This window comes from Nonomuraea lactucae (assembly GCF_003313395.1).
Lineage (GTDB): Bacteria > Actinomycetota > Actinomycetes > Streptosporangiales > Streptosporangiaceae > Nonomuraea > Nonomuraea lactucae.
The window spans coordinates 1-20,196 of record NZ_QNFZ01000280.1 but is presented as its reverse complement, the minus strand read 5'-3'; the positions used below and the strand labels follow the sequence as shown (position 1 = coordinate 20,196).

Below are 20,196 nucleotides of genomic sequence, written 5' to 3'. Positions count from 1 at the left end.
CGGCACCGCGGCGGTGGCCGCGCCCGCGAGGATGACCCACCCGGGCCGGAGCTGGATGCCGGCGGCGCAGGCCAGCCTGGCAGCCGCGGTCGCCGACCGCAGCGGGTCGCCGAGGATGGCGGCCGACGAGCCGGTGGACACCGGCCGCCCGTCGATCTCCAGGAGCAGGCCGGCGTTGCTCACGTCCTTGGGGTCGTGCCAGGGGCCGTGGCCGAAACCGCTGGCCGAGGCGTTGTCGGCGATCACGTCCTCCAGGGTGAAGCTGAAGTCCCGGTAACGGGAGTCGAGCACCTCGTAGGCCACGGCGACGCCGCCGATGGCGGCGGTCGCGTCCGCGGGCGTGCGCACCGGCCGGTCGACCAGGAACGCGATCTCCGGCTCGATGCGCGGGTGGATCAGGCCGCCGGTGTCCAGGGTGGACTCGATCAGCATGGCGTCGGTGAGCAGCCCCCAGATGACGTCGTCCACGCCCATCTGGGCCATCTTCGCGCGGCTGGTGAAGCCCATCTTGATCCCGGTGAGGGCCTCGCCGCGCGTCCGCCGGCGCTCGATCACGCCCCGCTGCACCTCATAGGCGGATGGCACGTCGAGCGTGACCTGGTCGGTGAGCCGGGGGATCGCCCGGCCGGTCATCGCGGCCTCGTCGAGGATCTCCGCGAGTCTGTTCACGCCGTCTCCCCCACAGCGCGCACGGTCTGTTCGGACGCGGGCACGGTCTGTTCGGACGCTTCCGGAGCGAACGCCGCCCGGACGTCGCCGAGCCCGTCGATCCGGGCCTCCAGCACGTCGCCGGGCTTGATCGGGACCACCGGCCCCAGTGCCCCGGTCAGCACGGTGTCGCCGGCCCGGAGCGGGCGCCCGAGCCGGGCCAGCGTGTCGGCCAGCCACATCGCGGCGTGCAGCGGATGGCCGAGGCAGGCCGCCCCGATCCCGGTCGAGACCTGCTCGCCGCGCCGCTCGATCACCATGCCGGCCATCCGGAGGTCCACGTCGCCGAGCCGCGCCGGCCGGTTGCCCAGGACGTACACTCCGGCGGAGGCGTTGTCGGCGACGGTGTCGGGCAGGGTGATGTCCCAGTCGCGGACGCGGCTGCCCACCACCTCGATCGCGGGCAGGGCGAAGGCGGTGGCGCGGATCACGTCGGCGACCGTGTGCCGCTCGTGGGTCAGATCACGGTCGAGCACGAGGGCGACCTCGGCCTCCGCACGCGGCTGCATGACGGTCCCGGCCGGGATCTCCTCGCCGTCGGGCACGGCCATGTCGGCGAACAGCATGCCGAAGTCGGGCGCGTCCACGCCGAGCTGCCGCTGCACCGCCTTGCTGGTGAGTCCGACCTTGCGCCCGGTGAGCCGCCGTCCCTCCGCCAGCCACCGCTCCGTGAGCAGGCTCTGCACGGCGTACGCGGACTCCACGCCGTCGATCAGGTCACGCACCGGCTCGCACGGGCGGCCGGACACGTAAGCCTCCAGCAGCCGGGCCGCCGCGGCCTGGTGTCTCTCTGTCACAGGTGTCCTCATATCCTCACGCACACATTCACCGGCTCGGAGAAGAAGTCGAGCGAGTACTCGCCGCCCTCGCGCCCGATGCCGGACGCCCTGACGCCGCCGAAGGGCGTGCGCAGGTCCCGCAGGTTCCAGCAGTTGACCCAGACGATCCCGGCCTGGACGCGGGGCGCCACCCGGTGGGCGCGGGACAGGTCGGTGGTCCACACCGTGGCGGCCAGGCCGTACGGGCTGTCGTTGGCCAGCCGGACCGCCTCCTCCTCGTCGTCGAACGGCGCCACATGGCAGACGGGGCCGAAGATCTCCTCGCGGACGGTCCTGGCGCTCTCGGGCAGTCCGGTGAGCACGGTCGGCTCGACGTAGAACCCGCCGTCGCGCCTGTCGCCGAAACGCGGCACGCCGCCGCCGGCGACCACCGTCGCGCCCTCCTCGCGGGCGAGGCGGTAGTAGGACAGGACCTTGTCGCGGTGCCCGGCCGAGATCATCGGCCCGTAGTCCCGCCACGCTCCGGCCCGCTCGGCCAGGCCCGCCACGAACTCCTCGAAGACCGGGCGCTGCACGTAGACACGTTCGGTGCACAGGCAGATCTGCCCCGAGTGGGTGAAACTCGACCGCGCGGTCCCCTCGACCGCCTCCGCCAGGTCGGCGTCCGCGAACACCACGGCCGGGTTCTTGCCGCCGAGCTCGAAGGAGACCGGTGTGATGTGGTCGGCCGCGGCGCGCATGATGGCGGCGCCCGTGGCGGTCGCACCGGTGAAGGCGATCGCGTCGACACCCGCGTGGGAGGCCAGGTACTCGCCCGCCCCGCCGGCGCCGCGCCCGTGGACCAGGTTGAACGCGCCGGCCGGCAGCCCCGCCTCGTCGATCACCTCGGCGAGCAGGGTGGCCGTCGAGGGGGTCTCCTCCGACGGCTTGGCGACGACGGCGTTGCCCGCGGCGAGCGCTGGAGCGACCTTCCAGGTGAGCAGGAGCAGCGGCAGGTTCCACGGCGAGATGACCGCGACGACGCCCAGCGGGCGGCGCACGGTGTAGTTGAGCGCCCGCCCGCCGCCGCTCCAGCCGGGGACGTTGGTCGGATGGGCACGTTCCGGACGGCCGTAGGCGAGGTCGGCGTACGCGCGGAAGTTGCCGATCGCCCGTGGGACGTCGACCGTCGCGGCGAGCTCGCGGGGCCTGCCGGTGTCGGCCACCTCCGCGTCGACGAACTCGTCGAACCTCTCCACGATGCCGCCTGCGATCCGCCTCAGGAACTCGCACCGCTCCTCGACGCTCGCTTCTCCCCAGGCGCCGGCGAGCCCCGCCCCGGCGGCGCGCACCGCCTCGTCCACGAGCTCGCGCGGGGCCTCCGGGACGGCTCCGGCCAGGCTCCCGTCGACGGGAGAGCGCAGCGGGAAGGACGTCCCCGCCACCGTGAAGGCGCCGTTGACGTAGTGGGCGGGTTTCATGGCGCCAATTGTCCGGAGCGGCAGGGATAACAGTCCAATACCGAATTGCGGGTGAGGTATGTGGCTCTGGTCATATGTCGAGAACGGCATACCTCAGACCCGGATCGGTATTCGCTCTGGCATAGCGCCAGCGTGCATCCTCGTCGGTACCCCCCGGATCGGAAGGCACAGGGATGGACACAGACAACCGCCGGGCCGCGCGCCGCGTCTCATGGGCCGCCTTCATCGGCACGACCATCGAGTGGTACGACTTCTTCCTCTACGGCACGGCCGCCGCACTCGTCTTCAACAAGCAGTTCTTCCCGGCCATGGATCCGGTCGCGGGGTCGATCGCGGCTTTCGGGACCATGGCCGTCGGATTCCTCGCCCGCCCGCTCGGCGGCATCGTCTTCGGCCACTTCGGCGATCGCCTCGGGCGCCGGAACACGCTGGTGGCCTCGCTGCTGATCATGGGGATCGGCACCACGCTGATCGGCCTGGTCCCGACCTACTCGAGCATCGGCGTATGGGCCGCCGTGCTCCTCGTCGTGATGCGCATCGCGCAGGGCATCGGCCTGGGCGGCGAACTGGGCGGGGCCATGGTGCTGACCATGGAGCACGCCCCGAAGGGCCGCCGCGCCCTCTTCGGCGCCTTCCCCATGATGGGCACGCCGGCCGGCATGCTCTGCGCCAACCTGGTCTTCCTCGGCACCTCCTCGCTGCTCAGCGAGGAGAGCTTCATGGCGTGGGGCTGGCGGGTGCCGTTCCTGCTCAGCGTCTTGCTGGTGGTGGTCGGGCTGTACCTGCGGCTGCGCATCGAGGAGAGTCCCGCCTACACGAGCCTCCTCGAACGCCGCGAGCCGGTGAGGCTGCCGATCGCGGTCGTGCTGCGCGACCACTGGCACCGGGTCCTCCACACGATCGCGGTGATCATCGCCAACAGCGCGCTGGCCTACGTCTTCATGGTCTACATCCTCAGCTACGGCCCGGCCGCGGCGGGCCTGTCGCGCACCTTCCTGCTGAGCTGCGTGATCGGCGGTGCCGCCGTGTGGCTGGCCACCGCGCCGCTGTGGGCGCACCTGGGAGACCGGCTGGGCCTGCGGGCGGTCTTCGTACGGGGATCGGTGGTCCTGCTGGTGGCAGCCGTGGCGATCTTCCCGGTGGTCGACACGGGCAACCCGGTCCTCGTCGCCGTGTTCATGGTGACCGTGGGCGCCGTGCTGTCGATGACCCACGCGCCCCAGGGCACGCTCACCGCGAGCTTCTTCCCCGTGGCCGTCCGCTACTCCGGCACCTCCGTCGCCTACCAGCTGGCGGCGATGCTCGGCGGGGGCATCACGCCGCTGATCGCGGCTTCGCTCTACGCCGCGACGGGGACCTCGCTGTCCATCACCGGATACCTGGCCGCCGTGGCCGTCGTGAGCATGGTCGCGGCCCTGGTGATCCCGCGCGACGACGCCGAGCGTCTCGGCGACCTCCCCGCGGCCTCGGACGGCATGGCAGCCGATATAGCGAAATAAGGCCCGAAGCCGCGGATCGTATGCTGTGTCGGTGATATCTCGACCACTGGACCTGCTTAGCGGCCGGCTCAAGCTCAGGCATCTGGTGCTCGTGACGACCATCGCCGAGCAGGGCAGCGTCCTGCGCGCCGCCGAGCACCTCCACCTCGCGCAGCCCGCCGTGACCCGAGGACTGCGGGAGGTGGAGCGGATCCTCGGGGTGGAGCTGTTCTCGCGCGGGCCCCGCGGCGTGACCCCGACCCTGTTCGGTGAGGCGTTCATCGACCACGCGCGGGCCGTGCAGGCGGAGCTGCGCAGGGCAGGCGACCGGATCGCCGGCCTCGCCGAGGGCGAGGCCGGCACCGTCACGGTCGGCACCCTGCTCACCGCCACCAACGTGCTGCTGCCCCGTGCCATCGCCTCGCTCAAGGCCGAACGCCCTGGCGTGACCGTGATCGTCCGGGAGGGCACCTTCGACTCGCTCGTGCCCCGCCTGGTCGACGGTGAGGCCGACCTGATCCTGGGCCGGCTCAACCCGATCGAGGACCGGCCGGGGCTGCGCCAGATCCCGCTCTACAACGAGCCCATCCTGCTGGTCGCCCGCACCGGCCACCCCGCCGAGCAGGCGCGGACGCTGCCGGACCTGCTCTGCTACCCGTGGATCCTCCCCCTTGAGCAGACGTCCCTCAGGCACGAGCTGGAGCAGGTGTTCCACCGGCAGAGGCTGACGCTGCCCGGCAACCGCGTCGAGTGCACGTCCATGCTGACGATCCGGTCCCTGCTCCGGCAGACCGACATGATCGCAGCCTTGCCGGCCCTGGTCGTCAGCACCGACGTCGGGCTGGCGGAGCTGCCGGTGCCGCTGCCGTCCGTGCGGCGCTCGGTCGGCGTGACGCTGCCGGAGGCCCGCGCGCTCACGCCCGCCGGCCAGGCGATGCTCTCCCACCTGCACCGTCAGGCCGAAGGGCTCCGGCGCGAACTCGCGTGACCCGTAGGCGTGAACTCGCGTGACCCGTCCGGAGGCGGCGGGCACGCTCTGAACCTGGGCTCACCGGGCCTGGCACAGGGGAGGGGGCGTGGGAGGGGCGTCCGCAGCGGCGTCCGCTCAGCCGAAGACGGCGGGAGGCGGGACGGGTGCCATGACCGGCTCGCCGTCCGCGATGGGCGGGGCGCCCGCGACGAAGCGCGTCAGGGCGTCGCCGTGGAGGCATCTCGCCTGGGTGAGGCTGCCCGCCGCGCGGCGCGTGAGGAGGTCGACCGGCAGCGCCGACCGCGAGGCGGCGACGATGAGGTTGCCGAAGCGGCGGCCGCGCAGCACGCCCGGCTCCGCCAACAGCGTGACGTGGCCGAACGTGCTCCGTACCGTGGCGACCACGCGCCGGGCGAAGGCCAGGCCCTTGCCGTCGGCCAGGTTGACCAGCAACGTGCCCGAGGGGCGCAGCACCCGGGCTAGGTCGCCCATGTACTCGGCAGTGGCCAGCTCGACCGGCATCGTCGCCCCGGCGAACGCGTCGAGCACCACCAGGTCGGCCGACGAGTCCCAGACCCTGGCCGTGCCCTCGCGGCCGTCCAGCACGATGACCTTCAGGCGTGGCACCGACCGCAGGTCGAGCTGGTCGCGGATCAGGTTGACCAGGAGGCCGTCGGGCTCGATGACGATGTGCCGGGACCCGGGGCGCGTCGTGGCCACGTAGCGGGGGATCGTGCAGGCGCCGCCGCCCACGTGGACACAGCTCAGCGGCCCCTCCGGGAGAAGGTCGATGACGTCCGCCATGAGACGTACGTACTCGAAGTCCAGATATGTGGGGTCTTGTAGGTCAACATATGACTGAGGCACCCCGTCCTTGGACAGCACCCAGCCGTCCTGCCTGTCCAGGTCCCGGAGGAGTTCGATCTCGCCGAACGTCACCGGGTACAGGCCCGGCATCGGCTCCCGCTGTGCTCGTGCCACGCTGTTCCCTCCCACGGAGAACCGTATGCGACGCAGAAGGCTGATAGTGCTTCTTATCGCGGTTGTGGCGATCCTGGGTTCGTACGGCTTCGCGGTGCTGGCGGCGAACCGGGTGAAGGGCAGTGCGGCGCAGGTCTCGGCGTCCTACTTCCGTGCCTGGCTGGCAGGGGACGTGCAGGCCATGGCCCGGCTGGTCCACGACCCTCCGGCCGATTTCGTCGGCCGCCACCTGTCGTTCAGCCAGAAGCTGCACGTCGAGGCCATCGAGCTGCGGCCCGGTCCGGTCAGGAGCACGGGGCGGGCGACGGCCGAGGTGGCCTTCACCGGCACCCGGACGCTGCGCGATCTCGGGCCGTGGCCGTTCGCCGCGACACTGCGCCTCGCCGTACGGGGGCGGGCGTGGAAGGTGCTCTGGACCCCTGAGACGCTGCACCCGCTGCTCAGGAACGGCGGCACGCTCGACCTCGCCGAGGTGGAGGGGCCCGCGACGGAGCTGCTCACCAGCGAGGGGGACAAGATCCCCAACGACAGCTACGCCGACGCCTACCTCGACCGTCTCAGGCCGGAGTTCGAGGAGGAGAAGGCGGGCCTCGCGCTGGTCTCCACGGTGCCGGGACAGCTGGGGCAACGGCTGCTGACCGCCCAGCGGGAGCCGAAGACCCAGCGGACCACCCTGTCCAGGCCCGTGCAGGCGGCGGCCGCCCGCTCGCTGGACGGGGTGGAGAACGCCGCGATCGTCGCCCTGCGGCCCAGCTCCGGGGAGGTGCTCGCGGTGGCCGACCGGCTGCTCGACAACCGAAGCGCCTTCCACGACCTCTTCCCGCCCGGCTCCACGTTCAAGACGATCACCGCCGCCGCGCTGCTGGAGTCAGGTCTCGACCCGGCCGCCGAGGTGAGCTGCCCCGGCACGTACCAGATCCCGTTCCATCGGACCTTCGACAACGCGGAACAGCAGGACCGCGGCACCCTGTCGTTCACCGATGCCTTCGCCCACTCCTGCAACACCACCTTCGTGCAGGAGGCCGTCACGCGGCTCAGGAGGAAGGACCTGCGCGAGACGGCCGAGCAGTGGGGGTTCGGCCGCCCCATGCCGACCGGTGTGGGGGGCAGGTGCGGCGCGCTGGAGGATCCCCAGGACCTCGACTGGTTCGGCGCGGACGCGATCGGCCAGGGCACGGTCGTGGCCACCCCGCTCTGCATGGCCACGATCGCGGCAGCCGTCCAGAGCGGCACGTGGCGCCCGCCGCGGCTCCTCCCGGCCGAGGAGGTGCGCCGCGTCGAGGGCTTCAGTCCGCCCGAGCCGGTCACGCTCGACGAGGGGATCGTCGCCTCGCTGCGCGACATGATGGCCGCGGTCGTCGACCACGGGACGGCGAGCGAGGCGGGCCTGCCCGCGGGCGTCTCCGGCAAGACCGGCACGGCCGAGACCGAGGGCGAGCCGGATCACGGATGGTTCATCGGCTACCGCGACGACCTGGCCTTCTGCGTCTTCGTACGGAACGGCGGCTCGGCCCGGTCGGCGGCGCTGCCCATCACGGCCCGCTTTCTCAACGCTCTCTAACTTATGGTGGGCCGCGTCCAGCGGTCCACCAAAGGTAGCGGATTTCGCACCTACGGTACCGTAGGTTTCATGACGACCATCACCGCGAAACCCCTCTTGCGTGGCTGGTTGCACACTGGAGCGCTGCCCGTGACGCTGGTCGCCGGGTTCGTGCTCGTGGCGCTCGGCCCCACCCTCCAGGCCCGGATCGCCTCCATGATCTACGCGATCACCTCGGCCCTGCTCTTCGGCATCTCGGCCACCTACCACCGCGGCCGGCTCGGCCCGCGCCTGGCCGAGGTGCTGCGGCGCTTGGACCACGCCAACATCTACCTGATCATCGCGGGCACCTACACGCCGTTCGCGCTGCTGGCCCTCACCGGAGCCGCCCGCGTCGCCGTGCTGGCGGTCATCTGGTGCGGCGCCCTCGCCGGGGTCCTCTTCCGCGTGTTCTGGATGAGCGCGCCGCGCTGGCTCTACACGGTGCTCTACATCGGGCTCGGCTGGACCGCGATCTTCGTCATGCCGCAGCTGCTGGAGGGCGCCGGCGTGGCCGCCGTCGTGCTGGTCGCCGTCGGCGGCGTCTTCTACAGCGCGGGCGCCATCGTGTACGGCCTGCGCCGCCCCGACCCGGCGCCCCGCTGGTTCGGCTTCCACGAGGTGTTCCACGCGTTCACGATCGCGGCCTACCTCGTGCAGTACATCGCCGTCTCGCTCGTGGTCTACTCCGCCCTTTGAGCCTGGGGCGCGGCACCCCCGCGTGATGCGCGTGGACGTAGTGCCGGGCGTCACCAGGGGGCAGGGTGGCCTCGGCGGGGGTGGTGCGGCGGTGGTCACCCGTGGTGGGGGACGGCGGCACGGTCCTGCGCGGCCAGGCTGAGGTGGTGGACGCCACGGTGCGCGCCTGGGGCGGGCTGCCTCAGGTGGGGAGGATCATCCCGGTATGGGATGGATTGTGGTACGGCCGGCAGGGAAGGGTTGGAGTGCGGGTCACCGAGTTTTGACCGGCTGGTGGTCTGCTTTCGGGATCTATCTGGAGAACAGACCATCATGGAAGAACTCGCGCAACTCGCACGTGTCTGGTGGCTCGTCCTGATCCGTGGCATCGCCGCGATCATCTTCGGTGTTCTCGCGCTCATCTGGCCCGGGATCACGCTCTGGGTCCTGGTGATCTTCTTCGGCGCCTACGCCCTCGTGAGCGGCGCCTTCTCGCTGGTCGCCGGGTTCCGGCACGAGGCGAAGTCGCGGGCCTGGCTCATCATCTCCGGCATCATCGGCATCCTGGCGGGCATCATCGCCTTCGTCTGGCCGGGGATCACCTCCCTCGCCCTGCTCTTCGTCGTCGCCTTCTGGGCGATCTTCACGGGCGTCTCCGAGATCGTGGCCGGCATCCAGATGCGTCAGGTCATCCAGAACGAGTGGGCGCTCATCGTGGGCGGCGTGCTGTCCGTGATCTTCGGTGTCCTGCTCCTCATCTGGCCGGGCGCGGGCCTGCTCACGCTCGTCTGGCTGCTCGGCATCTTCGCCGTCCTGTACGGCATCGCGATGGTGATCCTGTCGTTCAAGGTGAAGAAGCTCGCGCCTCAGTCGTAGATTCCGGAAATTTTCCGGATGAAACCAGGCTATGGTGGGAAACGTATGCCGTGTCTGCTCATCGTGTGTCTGCTCATCGTGGAGGACGCATGGACGTACACGCCCGCCTCGCCCGTCACCTGCTCGTCGACGGCTACCGGCTCGTGCTCGACCTCGAACGCAGCCGGGGCTCCTGGCTAGTCGACGCCCGCGACGGCCGCCGCTACCTCGACTTCTACACGTTCTTCGCCTCCGCGCCCCTCGGTGTGAACCCGCCCTTCCCCCCGGACGTCGCCGAGCTGCTCGGGCGGGTGGCCCGCAACAAGCCCGCCAACCCCGACATGTACACCGAGCACCTGGCCGACTTCGTCGACGCCTTCACCCGCGTGCTCGGCGACCCCGAGCTGCCCCGCATGTTCTTCGTGGAGGGCGGCGCCCTGGCCGTGGAGAACGCGCTCAAGACGGCCTTCGACTGGAAGAGCCGCCGCAACGAGGCCGAGGGCAGGTCCCCCGAGCTCGGCGCCCGGGTCATGCACCTGACCAGGGCCTTCCACGGGCGCAGCGGCTACACCCTCAGCCTGACGAACACCGAGCCGGGCAAGACCGACCGCTTCCCGAAGTTCGACTGGCCCCGCATCGACGTGCCGGCCGTGCACCTCGGCGACGTCGAGGCCGCCGAGGGGCGCGCGCTGGCGCAGGCGCGGGCGGCGTTCGAGCGGCACCCCCACGACATCGCCTGCTTCATCGCCGAGCCCATCCAGGGCGAGGGCGGCGACAACCACATGCGCCCCGAGTTCCTGCAGGCGATGCAGGGCCTGTGTCACGAGTACGACGCGCTGTTCGTGCTGGACGAGGTGCAGACGGGCGGCGGCACGACCGGCACCCCGTGGGCCTACCAGCAGCTCGGCCTGGCCCCCGACATCGTGGCGTTCGCCAAGAAGGTGCAGGTCGGCGGGATCATGGCGGGCCGCCGGGTGGACCTCGTGCCCGACAACGTGTTCCAGGTCAGCGGCAGGATCAACTCGACGTGGGGCGGTGGCCTGGTCGACATGGTCCGGTCGCGCGCGCTGCTGGAGATCATCGAGCGAGACGGCCTGATCGCGCGCGCCGCCCGGCTGGGCGAGCTGCTGGTCGAGCGGCTGACCAAGCTGCAGGCCGAACGGCCGGACGCCCTGTCGAGCGTGCGCGGGCGCGGCCTGATGCTCGCCTTCGACCTCCCCGACCGGCCCGCCCGGGATTCGTTCATCGCCCGGCTGAGGGACGACAAGGGTGTTCTCGTGCTGCCCTGCGGCCTCCGCTCGGTGCGGCTGCGCCCGGCGCTCAACATCCCCGACGACGACGCGGAGCACGGCCTGGCCGCCATCTCGGCCGCCCTCGGGTGACGCCACGCGTGCGGCCCTCCGGAGAGGCTCCGGAGGGCCGCACCGAGAGGCCGTGATCAGAGCAGCTCGACGTTGGGGCCCCGGCAGCGGTTGCGCGTGTCCAGGACGTAGGGGCCGGCCTCCTCGACCAGCCCGTAGTCGAAGCGGTCGTGGTCGGTGAGGACCAGCACCGCGTCCGCCGTCGCCAGTTCCGCGCGCGTGACCTCGATGATCTCGATGCCCGCCGGCAGCTTGAGGTCCTCCACGTGCGGGTCGGCGGCCCGCACCTCCGCACCCAGCTTGTGGAGCGACTTCACCACCTCGATCGCGGGCGACTCCCGGCAGTCCCCGGCGTTCTTCTTGTACGCCAGGCCGAGCACGACCACCCGGCTGCCCTTGATCGGCTTGTTGCGCTGGTTGAGACCGAGGACCAGCCGGTGCACGACGTGGTCCGGCATGTGGTCGTTGATGTCGTTGGCCAGCTCCACGAACCGGAAGTTGTGCCCCAGGCTCCGCTTGACCTTCCACGACAGGTACGACGGGTCGATCGGCAGGCAGTGCCCGCCGACGCCGGGCCCGGGTGTGAAGCGCATGTACCCGAACGGCTTGGTGGAGGCCGCGTCGATGGCCTCCCACACGTCGATGCCCAGCTGCTCCGCGAAGATCGACAGCTCGTTCACCAGGGCGATGTTGACGTGCCTGAAGGTGTTCTCCAGGAGCTTGCACAGCTCCGCCACCTGCAGCGACGAGACCGGCACGACGTGGTCCACGATCCGCTGGTAGAAGTCCTGGATGCGCTTCAGCGAGATCGCGTCGATGCCCGAGACGACCTTCGGGGTGTTCTCCAGCCGCCACACGGTGTTGCCCGGGTCGATCCGCTCGGGGCTGTAGCCCAGGAGGAAGTCCTCCGGCGCGCGCAGGCCGGAGCCCTCCTCGAGGATCGGCAGGAGGTACTCCTCGGTGGTGCCGGGATAGGTGGTGGACTCCAGGATCACCGTGGCGCCCGGCCGCAGCCGGGGCGCGATGGACTGGCCGGCCGAGGCGATGTAACGGAGGTCGGGGGCGCCCTCGCACAGCGGTGTCGGCACGGTGATCACGCAGACGTCGAAGCCCTCCACGTCGGCGTAGTCGGCGCTCGCCAGGTAGCGGCCGCAGCGCAGGGCGGCGGCCACCTGGTCGTCGCTGATGTCCTCGACGAACGACTCGCCGGCGTTGAGCCGCTTGACGCGCCACTGGTCGACGTCGATCCCCACGACGTCGAACCCGGCCTCGACCGCGCGCATCGCCAGTGGCAAACCGACGTATCCCTGGCCGACGACGACCAGTTTCTCCCCCATATCTGGACCCCCCTCACTTCAAGATGAGATATCACCCCGACTGTAGGAGTCAGGCCCGCGCATGACACTGATTCGACGACGATCTCGGCGTGTCGTTCGGTGGCCGGGCGGAAGGGGATCCACGAGACCTTTTTCGTGCTTTCGAGTAAGTATTGACCTGCGGAAGTCAGGGGTAAAGTCGGCGCCAATAGCGCATTAGTCCGGGCACTTTCTTGATCATGTATGCGTTCTCGTGGGCCGTCGTTCCGCTCGCGGCATCCCTTCATGCCCTAGCGTTTTTTCGGATGGTTCCATTTTCCAAATAGCGTGACAAATAGCACGAACCGGACGAGCGCATGTGACGACTCCTGATCCCACCCGATCGCCCGGTAAGACATCCAGAGGCAGTAAGGAGTTGTGGCGCATGTTCAGTGCACATCGCGATGCGCCCGACCGGGCAGTCGGCACACCTGATCGGCACATTCACATTAAAAGGGCAAAGGCCACTCTGTTCCTGCGGGCGGTGCTCGCGACCCTCCTGGCGGCGGGCGCGCTCGTCACGGGCTCGGGTGGCGTACAGGCCGCGCAGCCCATCGACCTGGGCGACGCGGAGCCCTTCGCGGTCCTGGCCGAGACATCGGTCAGCAACACGAACCTCACCACGGTCACCGGCAACCTGGGCATCAGCCCCGGCAGCACGTTGACCGGGTTCCCGCCCGGGATCGTCAACGGCACCAGGCACCTGGGCAACGCGACCGCGGCGGCGGCCAAGGCCGACGCCGACGGCGTCTACACCTACCTCAGCGGGCTCACGGGCACCGCCACCGTGGCCCCTCAGCTGGGCGGGACGACCAGGGGGCCGGGCGTCTACACCTCGACCACCGGCTCCTTCGCCATCAACGGCACGCTCACGCTCGACGCCCAGGGCGATCCGGACGCGGTGTTCGTCTTCCGCGCGTCCAGCCTGACCGTGGCGCAGGTGGGCAACGTCAACCTCGTCCGCGGCGCGCAGCAGGACAACATCTTCTGGCAGCTCAGCGGCGCCACGAGCATCGGCATGTGGGCCACGTTCCGCGGCAACGTGGTGGCCCAGGGTGGTGTCTCGGTGGCCTGGGGGGCGTTCGTGGACGGGCGCCTGTTCTCCCTCGACGACTCGATCACCATCACGGGCACCGACGGCACCCCGCACACCCGCATCTCCCTGCCCGACGACCCGCCGACCACGACCACCCTCACCACCTCGCCCGACCCGTCGTGGAAGGGGGAGCCGATCACCCTGACGGCCACGGTGGAGCCGGTGAGCGGCAGCGTCGTCCCGTTCGGCGAGGTGGTGTTCAAGGACGGCGACACAGTGCTCGGCTCGGCCTTCCACAGCAGCGAGGGTCCTGCGGTGTTCACCGCGACGACACTGCCCGGCGGGGACCGCCAGCTCACCGCCGTCTACCTGGGAGGCGACACCTTCGACGGTGAGGAGCTGATCCACTTCGCGCCCAGCGTCTCGCCTCCGGTCACGCACACCGTGGAGGACAGCCTGTGGAACGAGCAGGTCACACCCGCGGTCCAGTCGCAGCCTGACACGCAGGCGGTCACGGTCGGCGTGAAGTTCCGCGCGGCGCAGAAGGGCACCATCTCCGGCGTGCGGTTCTTCAAGGGCGCGCAGAACACGGGCACGCACGTGGGCAGCCTCTGGAGTGCCGGTGGCAGCCTCCTGGCGAGCGCGACCTTCACCGGCGAGACGGCCTCCGGATGGCAGGAGGTGACCTTCTCCACACCTGTCGAGATCAGCGCCAACACCACCTACGTGGCGTCCTACCACACGACGTCCGGCCGTTACTCGGTCAACCGGCCGTACTTCACGTCGTCCTTCGCGAACGGCCCGCTCACCGCGCTGGCGAACGGCACTGACGGCGGGAACGGCGTGTACTCCTACGGCGCCTCCAACAGCTTCCCGGACAACAGCTACCAGGCCAGCAACTACTGGGTCGACGTCGTCTTCCAGCCGTCGGACAGCCTGTGGAACAAGGCCGCCTCGCCGGCCGTCCCGTCCAGCTCCGACGACCAGGCGGTCACGGTCGGGGTCAAGTTCCAGTCATCGGTGAGCGGCCAGGTCTACGGCGTCCGGTTCTTCAAGGGCGCCCTGAACACGGGCGCCCATGTCGCGAGCCTGTGGAGCGGCAGCGGTGAGCTGCTCGCGAGCACACCGTTCGTCAGCGAGACGGCGTCGGGGTGGCAGGAGGTGAATTTCCCGACGCCGGTCACAATCAACGCGAACACCACCTATGTGGCGGCCTATCACACGACATCCGGCAATTATTCGATAACGCGGCCGTACTTCACATCGGCGTACACGAACAGCCCGCTCACCGCGCTCGCGCATGCGACCAGCGGTGGAAACGGCGTGTTCGCCTACGGCGCGTCCAGCTCCTTCCCTACCAGTAGCTTCCAGGCCACGAACTACTGGGTCGACGTGATATTCCGCCAATAGGCCGTCATGTGACGCCCCGCCGGACACGGCTTCGCTGTCCGGCGGGGCGCCGTCATGTCCAGGCATGTCATTTCCGCCGATCGCCCTCGCCTGCCGGTAATGTCAAATGCGCAGAGTAATCCATATCGGTAACCAGTCGGCGCGAAAGCCGCCGAATTAAGGACCACTCATGCTGCATGCCGACATTTCTGCTTTTCTCGTGAAGACGAGGCGCTGCTGGAGGGCGGCCGCTCTCGTGACCGTCGCGGCGGCGAGCACTCTCGTCACACTGTCTCCGGCCGCGAGCGCGCAGGAGCCGGTGGACCTCGGCGTCGCGCGGTCGTTCGCGGTCTTCGGCGGAGCGTCCGTCGACAACAGGCACGGCACCCGGGTCACCGGCAACCTGGGCGTGAGCCCAGGCAGCCTGGTGACCGGCTTCCCGCCCGGCGTGATCGACGGCGAAAGACATCCCGGCGACGCGACCGCCGCCGCCGTCAGGGCCGACCTGGTCGAAGCCTACAACGACATGGAGACCCGTCTCCCGACCGGCAGCCTGCCCCAGCAGCTCGGCGGGACGACGAGGGGGCCGGGCGTCTACGACTCGCTGACCGACGGGTTCAACATCGACGGCTCTCTCACCCTCGACGCCCAGGGCGACCCGGACGCGGTCTTCATCTTCCGGGCCGAGACCCTCGTCACCGCCAGGGTCAGCAACATCAGCCTGATCCGGGGCGCGAAGTCGGAGAACGTCTTCTGGCAGCTCAGCCACTCGGCCCGGATCGGGGTCTACTCCACGTTCCGCGGCACGCTCATCGCCGAGGACTGGGCCGCCGTGGACTTCGGCGCCAACGTGATCGGACGGGTCGCCGCGCTCATCCACAGTGTCACCATCACCGGCACGGAGAGCACCCCGGTCACCCGCATCGGCCTGCCGAACGAGCCGCCCACCATCACCAGGCTGTCGTCCGAGCCCAATCCGTCGCTGCTCGGCCAGCCGGTCACGTTCACCGCGGAGGTCGATCCGGTGACCGGCACGCTCGTGCCGCAGGGGGAGGTGCTGCTCAAGAGGCGCTCGGTCGTCCTCGGCGCGACGTTCCTCGACGCCGCCGGCCGCGCCACGTTCACGATCTCAAATCTGGCCCGTGGGCAGCATCGGATCGTGGCCGTCTACCTCGGAGGCGACACCTTCGAGGGCGAGGATCCCGTGCACTTCTCGGGCAGCACGTCGCAGCCGGTCTTCCAGATCGTCCAGCTCGCCTGAGCGGGCGCGGACACCCCCGGGCCTCCCCCCGGGCCCGGCCCCGCCGCGAACCGGCCGCGAAACGGAACCGGCCGCGAAACGAAACAGGCCGCGAACTGTCCGCGGACCGGTCACGGGCCGGCCGGGATCAGGCCGGCTTCGCCTTCAACGGCCGCCACCACCACTCGTTGTCCGCGTACCAGCGGACCACCTCGGCCAGGCCGTCGGCGAAGGCGGTGCGCGGTTCGTAGCCGAGGGCGGCCAGCTTGCCGCAGTCGACCGAGTAGCGCAGGTCGTGCCCGAGCCGGTCGGGCACCTGCCGCACCATGTCCCAGCCCAGGCCGCAGGCCGACAGCAGCAGCTCGGTCAGCTCCCGGTTGGTCAGCTCGGTGCCGCCGCCGATGTTGTAGACCTCGCCCGGTGAGCCCTTCTCCAGCACCAGCTGGATCCCGCGGCAGTGGTCGTCCACGTGCAGCCAGTCGCGCACGTTGCGGCCGTCTCCGTAGAGCGGGACCGCCAAGCGGTCGAGGAGGTTGGTGACGAAGAGGGGGATCACCTTCTCGGGATACTGATAGGGGCCGTAGTTGTTGGAGCAGCGCGTCACGCGCACGTCCAGGCCGTGCGTGCGGTGGTAGGCCCGGCAGAGCAGGTCGCCGCCCGCCTTGGCGGCGGAGTAGGGCGAGTTGGGCAGGAGCGGCTCGTCCTCGGTCCAGGACCCCTCCGCGATGGACCCGTACACCTCGTCGGTCGAGACGTGCACCACCGTGGGCATGCCCGCGTCGAGCGCCGCCTGGAGCAGCCGCTGGGTGCCGAGCACGTTCGTCGTGACGAAGTCGCCGGCGCCCGTGATGGACCGGTCGACGTGGGTCTCGGCCGCGAAGTTCACCACCACGTCGCAGCGCGGCACGAGCCGGGCGAGCAGCTCCGCGTCGGTGATGTCCCCGTGGACGAAGGTGTAGCGGGGGTGCCGTGCCACGGGCGCCAGGTTCTCCGGGTTCCCGGCGTACGTCAGCTTGTCGAGGACGGTGACTCCGACGTCCTCGTAGCCGGGGTACGTCCCGAGCAGCAGGGACCGCACGTAGTGCGAACCGATGAATCCGGCGCCGCCGGTGACGAGGACGTTCATACGCGCACCTTGATCTTGCTGTGGTCGCCGACCATGAGCTCGTGTGTGTTGGGGGCGCCCTCCGCGCTGGTGACCTCCACGTTACGGCCGATGAGGGAGTGCCCGATGCGCGAGACGCCGACGACGGTGGAGCCGTCGAGCACGATGGAGTACTCGATCTCGGCGTTCGTCACCACGCAGCCGGGTCCGATCGAGGTGAAGGGCCCGACGTACGAGGAAACGATCTTGGAGTTGGCCCCGACCACGATGGGCCCGCGCAGCACCGAGTTCTCCACCACGGCGCCGCGTTCGACGACGACCCGGCCGGTGATCTCGCTCAGCCCGTCGACCGTGCCGTTGATCTCAGGCTCCACCTGTTCGAGGACGATGCGGTTGCACTCCAGCATGTCCTGCAGCCGGCCGGTGTCCTTCCAGTAGCCGCTGACGAGGTGGGAGTGGACGTGGTAGCCGCGCTGGATCAGCCAGCTGATGGCGTCGGTGATCTCCAGCTCGCCGCGCGCGGACGGCGTGATGGCCCGCACGGCCTCGTGGATCACGGGTGAGAAGATGTAGACGCCGACGATCGCCAGGTCGCTGCGCGGTCGCTCCGGCTTCTCTGCCAGGCCGACGATCTGGCCGTCCGGCCCCAGCTCGGCGACCCCGTAGAACTGCGGTTCGGCGACCTTCGTGAGCAGGATCTGCGCGTCGTGGCCGCCGTCCCGGAACGAGTCCACCAGGTCGCGGATGCCGCCGACGAGGAAGTTGTCGCCCAGGTACATCACGAAGGGGTCGTCGCCGAGGAATCGCCTGGCGATGAGGACGCAGTGCGCCAGCCCCAGGGGAGCGTCCTGAGGGATGTAGGTGACCTCGAGACCGAAGCTCGAACCGTCCCCGACGGCGTCCCGCACCTCCTGGGCGGTGTCGCCGACGACGATGCCGACTTCGGTGACGCCGGCGTCGCGCAGGGCTTCGAGGCCGTAGAAGAGGACCGGCTTGTTGGCCACGGGAACGAGCTGCTTGGCCGAGGTGTGGGTGAGCGGGCGCAGCCTCGTCCCCTTGCCGCCCGCCAGTACGAGTGCCTTCATCGGTGCCCTGGTCCTTCCGCGACGAGGACGTGGCCGTAGCGGCCGCCTGCCTCGCAGGAGTTTATGATCAGGGCTGTCCGCCGGGCAGGGGCCCGCACACGCTTGTCCAAGGACGCCCGGAACGTTGCCGAGATTAGACCTTGGCCCGCGCGCGGAACGTCCAGGTGCGGTGTGCCAGATAACTCAGGGGCGGGCTGGCGAGGATTATCAGCGCCTGCGCGACCATGAGGGGGACCCCGGCCACCTCGACCAGGAGCGGGAGGCCGGTGAGCGACGCTCCGAGGAAAGTCAGCCCCACGGCGTAGAAACGCAGGTATCCGGTCATCCAGGAATGGCCGGAGACGCGGAACACGAGCAGCCGGTATCCGGGATAGACGACCACCACGGTGACGAAGTGGCTGACCACGACCAGGACAAGATACGGGGCCCGATCTTTCGCGACCAGCAATGCTAGGCCAAGGAGAATGTAATAGACGACCGCCGTCATGGCGCCGGCCAGCAGATATGTGATGCGGTGTCCGCCAAGAGCCGAGATCAGCGCCCGCCACCTGAATGACGTTTCTTCGCCGTGCTTGGTCCGGCTTTTCAGTTCGACCATGTGGCCCGCACTCCGCATCTGATCGCGTGGTGGGGGCGGGCATGATTGTAACCGATTCGCACTGGATGATCGGGGGATCAATGTCGGTGTCGGTGGTAATCCCGTGTTACCGGTCCGCGCGTACCCTGCCCACGCTGGTCGGCAGGATCGTCTCGACGTTGCGCCAGGCGTCCGTCCGTCACGAGGTCCTCCTCGTGGTGGACGGCAGCCCGGACGAGACCTGGGAGACGGCCGCCGGGCTGGCCCGCGGGATCGAGGGTGTGCGCGCCATCCACCTCTCCCGCAACTACGGGCAGCACAACGCGCTGGTCGCGGGCATCCGGGAGGCGGCACACGAGGTCGTCGTCACGCTGGACGACGACCTGCAGCATCCGCCCGAGCAGATCCCCTGCCTGCTGGCCGCCCTCGACGGAGAGGGGCTCGACCTGGTGTACGGCGTCTCGCACGAGGAGGAGCACGGGTTCCTGCGCAGCCTCGCCTCCCGCTCGGTGAAGGCCGGCATGGCGGGAGCCCTCGGCATCCGCGCCGCCCAGGAGATCAGCGCGTTCCGCGCCTTCCGCACCCGGCTGCGTGACGGGTTCGAGGGCCTGTCGGGGCCGCACGCGTCGATCGACGTGGCGCTGTCGTGGGCCACGTCGAAGGTGGGCGCCGTACGCGTGCACATGAACCAGCGCGCGCACGGGCGCTCCAACTACACGGGACGTCTGCTGATCCGCCACGCGGTCAACATGCTCGTCGGCTACAGCACGGCCCCGCTGCGGGCGGCCAGCTATCTCGGGTTCCTGGCCGGCGTGGTCGGGCTGCTGCTCGGCGCGGGCGTGCTGTGGCGCTTCGCCACGGGAGACACCACGGTCGCCGGGTTCACCACGATCGCGTCGATGGTGGCGCTGTTCTCGTCCGCGCAGCTCATCGCCATCGGCGTGCTCGGCGAGTACGTCGGCCGGATCCACGGCAGCGGCATGGGCCGGCCGACCTACGTCGTACGGGACCGGGTCGGGACGGCGCGCGCCGCCGACGCCCGCCAGGACGGCCCGATCATCCCCGTCCAGGCAGGAGCGAGCTCCGGACCAGGTGAGCAGTGAGGAGGGTCTGCACCGGCTCGAACCCGTAGCGGGCCCACGCGCGCTGCACGCGGGTGTTGTGCCCCTGCGTGGAGATCACCACCTCCGACGCGCCGCGCGCCCGCGTGCGGTCCTCGACCGCCTTCAGCAGGTGGGCGTAGAGGCCGCGTCCCTGGCACTCGGAGACCACTCCGGCCAGCAGGATCTCCGTGCGGGCGGCGTCCTCCTCCAGGGTGGCCAGCGCGAGCAGGCGCGGGCCGCCCTCGCCCCGGTGCTCCAGTGCCAGGCAGCCGTCACCGGCGGCGGTCCGCCGGGCCCAGTCCTGGTAGCCGGCGAGCGCCTGCGCGGGGTCGAAGAGCGGGTTGGCCAGGTAGTGGCTGCCGTAGGCGGAGAAGATGTCGGCCACCAGCCGCTCGACGGTGGCGGGGTCGCTCGCCGCCGCGACCGCCAGGTCGGCCGCGGGTGCGGGCGCGCGGCC

The 20,196-nt window shown here is 70.2% G+C and carries 18 protein-coding genes; 9 read left to right on the top strand and 9 right to left on the bottom strand.

The features are described from left to right. From DQW85_RS18975 to DQW85_RS18965, 3 genes are all read right to left on the bottom strand, one after another. Nucleotides 1–669, bottom strand: a 669-nt coding sequence (locus tag DQW85_RS18975) for a 2-keto-4-pentenoate hydratase (protein ID WP_205315228.1), incomplete at its 3' end; no start/stop codon positions are given. Continuing rightward, nucleotides 666–1,505: a 2-keto-4-pentenoate hydratase gene (locus DQW85_RS18970; protein ID WP_240197275.1), complete on the bottom strand. Its 840-nt coding sequence runs from the start codon at nucleotides 1,503–1,505 to the stop codon at nucleotides 666–668. The genes DQW85_RS18970 and DQW85_RS18975, both read right to left, overlap by 4 nt. Nucleotides 1,506–1,513: 8 nt before the next feature. Next, a complete protein-coding gene (locus DQW85_RS18965) occupies nucleotides 1,514–2,947 on the bottom strand; it encodes a 2-hydroxymuconic semialdehyde dehydrogenase (protein WP_113701638.1) in 1,434 nt (477 codons plus the stop codon). A gap of 173 nt (nucleotides 2,948–3,120) precedes the next feature. Between DQW85_RS18965 and DQW85_RS18960 the strand changes: the two genes are divergently transcribed. After that, a complete protein-coding gene (locus DQW85_RS18960; RefSeq protein WP_113701637.1) occupies nucleotides 3,121–4,446 on the top strand; it encodes an MFS transporter in 1,326 nt (441 codons plus the stop codon). Nucleotides 4,447–4,477: 31 nt separating this feature from the next. Beyond that, nucleotides 4,478–5,413 (top strand): LysR substrate-binding domain-containing protein, encoded by a 936-nt coding sequence (locus tag DQW85_RS18955; protein ID WP_240197274.1) that lies wholly within the window; start codon nucleotides 4,478–4,480, stop codon nucleotides 5,411–5,413. Nucleotides 5,414–5,530: 117 nt separating this feature from the next. Here the strand turns inward: DQW85_RS18955 and DQW85_RS18950 are convergent, their stop codons facing one another. Further along, nucleotides 5,531–6,352 (bottom strand): spermidine synthase, encoded by an 822-nt coding sequence (locus DQW85_RS18950; protein WP_113701636.1) that lies wholly within the window; start codon nucleotides 6,350–6,352, stop codon nucleotides 5,531–5,533. 88 nt (nucleotides 6,353–6,440) lie between these two features. Between DQW85_RS18950 and DQW85_RS18945 the strand changes: the two genes are divergently transcribed. The 4 genes from DQW85_RS18945 to lat all read left to right on the top strand — a co-directional run bounded on the left by DQW85_RS18945 (nucleotide 6,441) and on the right by lat (nucleotide 10,870). Next, nucleotides 6,441–7,937 (top strand): penicillin-binding transpeptidase domain-containing protein, encoded by a 1,497-nt coding sequence (locus DQW85_RS18945; RefSeq protein ID WP_113701635.1) that lies wholly within the window; start codon nucleotides 6,441–6,443, stop codon nucleotides 7,935–7,937. A gap of 69 nt (nucleotides 7,938–8,006) precedes the next feature. Then, nucleotides 8,007–8,654: a PAQR family membrane homeostasis protein TrhA gene (gene trhA, locus DQW85_RS18940; RefSeq protein ID WP_205315227.1), complete on the top strand. Its 648-nt coding sequence runs from the start codon at nucleotides 8,007–8,009 to the stop codon at nucleotides 8,652–8,654. 312 nt (nucleotides 8,655–8,966) lie between these two features. Continuing rightward, complete coding sequence (locus DQW85_RS18930; RefSeq protein WP_113701632.1) at nucleotides 8,967–9,509, top strand: HdeD family acid-resistance protein; 543 nt, start codon at nucleotides 8,967–8,969, stop codon at nucleotides 9,507–9,509. Between the two features lie 89 nt (nucleotides 9,510–9,598). Further along, entirely contained in the window at nucleotides 9,599–10,870 is a 1,272-nt protein-coding gene (gene lat, locus DQW85_RS18925) for an L-lysine 6-transaminase (protein WP_113701631.1), read from the top strand. Between the two features lie 56 nt (nucleotides 10,871–10,926). Here lat and DQW85_RS18920 read toward each other — a convergent pair whose 3' ends face one another. After that, the gene (locus DQW85_RS18920) at nucleotides 10,927–12,186 is read right to left on the bottom strand and encodes a nucleotide sugar dehydrogenase (protein WP_113701630.1); all 1,260 of its coding nucleotides are present in this window, start codon (nucleotides 12,184–12,186) and stop codon (nucleotides 10,927–10,929) included. Between the two features lie 502 nt (nucleotides 12,187–12,688). Here DQW85_RS18920 and DQW85_RS18915 point away from each other — a divergent pair. Together DQW85_RS18915 and DQW85_RS18910 are read left to right on the top strand one after the other, a co-directional pair. Beyond that, the gene (locus DQW85_RS18915) at nucleotides 12,689–14,650 is read left to right on the top strand and encodes a DUF4082 domain-containing protein (protein WP_162795110.1); all 1,962 of its coding nucleotides are present in this window, start codon (nucleotides 12,689–12,691) and stop codon (nucleotides 14,648–14,650) included. 169 nt (nucleotides 14,651–14,819) lie between these two features. Next, nucleotides 14,820–15,890, top strand: a complete 1,071-nt coding sequence (locus DQW85_RS18910) for an ice-binding family protein (protein WP_113701628.1) — start codon at nucleotides 14,820–14,822, stop codon at nucleotides 15,888–15,890. Nucleotides 15,891–16,017: 127 nt separating this feature from the next. Here the strand turns inward: DQW85_RS18910 and rfbB are convergent, their stop codons facing one another. The 3 genes from rfbB to DQW85_RS18895 form a co-directional block, all read right to left on the bottom strand. Beyond that, the gene (gene rfbB / locus DQW85_RS18905) at nucleotides 16,018–16,995 is read right to left on the bottom strand and encodes a dTDP-glucose 4,6-dehydratase (RefSeq protein ID WP_113701627.1); all 978 of its coding nucleotides are present in this window, start codon (nucleotides 16,993–16,995) and stop codon (nucleotides 16,018–16,020) included. Next, a complete protein-coding gene (locus DQW85_RS18900; protein ID WP_113701626.1) occupies nucleotides 16,992–18,059 on the bottom strand; it encodes a glucose-1-phosphate thymidylyltransferase in 1,068 nt (355 codons plus the stop codon). The genes rfbB and DQW85_RS18900 overlap by 4 nt, the downstream gene beginning before the upstream one ends. 133 nt (nucleotides 18,060–18,192) lie before the next feature. Further along, entirely contained in the window at nucleotides 18,193–18,657 is a 465-nt protein-coding gene (locus tag DQW85_RS18895; protein WP_162795109.1) for a GtrA family protein, read from the bottom strand. A gap of 80 nt (nucleotides 18,658–18,737) precedes the next feature. On the opposite strand from DQW85_RS18895, the gene DQW85_RS18890 reads away from it, so the two are divergent. Continuing rightward, a complete protein-coding gene (locus DQW85_RS18890; protein ID WP_113701624.1) occupies nucleotides 18,738–19,739 on the top strand; it encodes a glycosyltransferase family 2 protein in 1,002 nt (333 codons plus the stop codon). On the opposite strand, the gene DQW85_RS18885 is transcribed toward DQW85_RS18890, so the two are convergent. After that, a partial coding sequence (locus DQW85_RS18885) for a GNAT family N-acetyltransferase (RefSeq protein ID WP_162795108.1) occupies nucleotides 19,693–20,196 on the bottom strand: 504 nt, incomplete at its 5' end. The genes DQW85_RS18890 and DQW85_RS18885 overlap by 47 nt on opposite strands.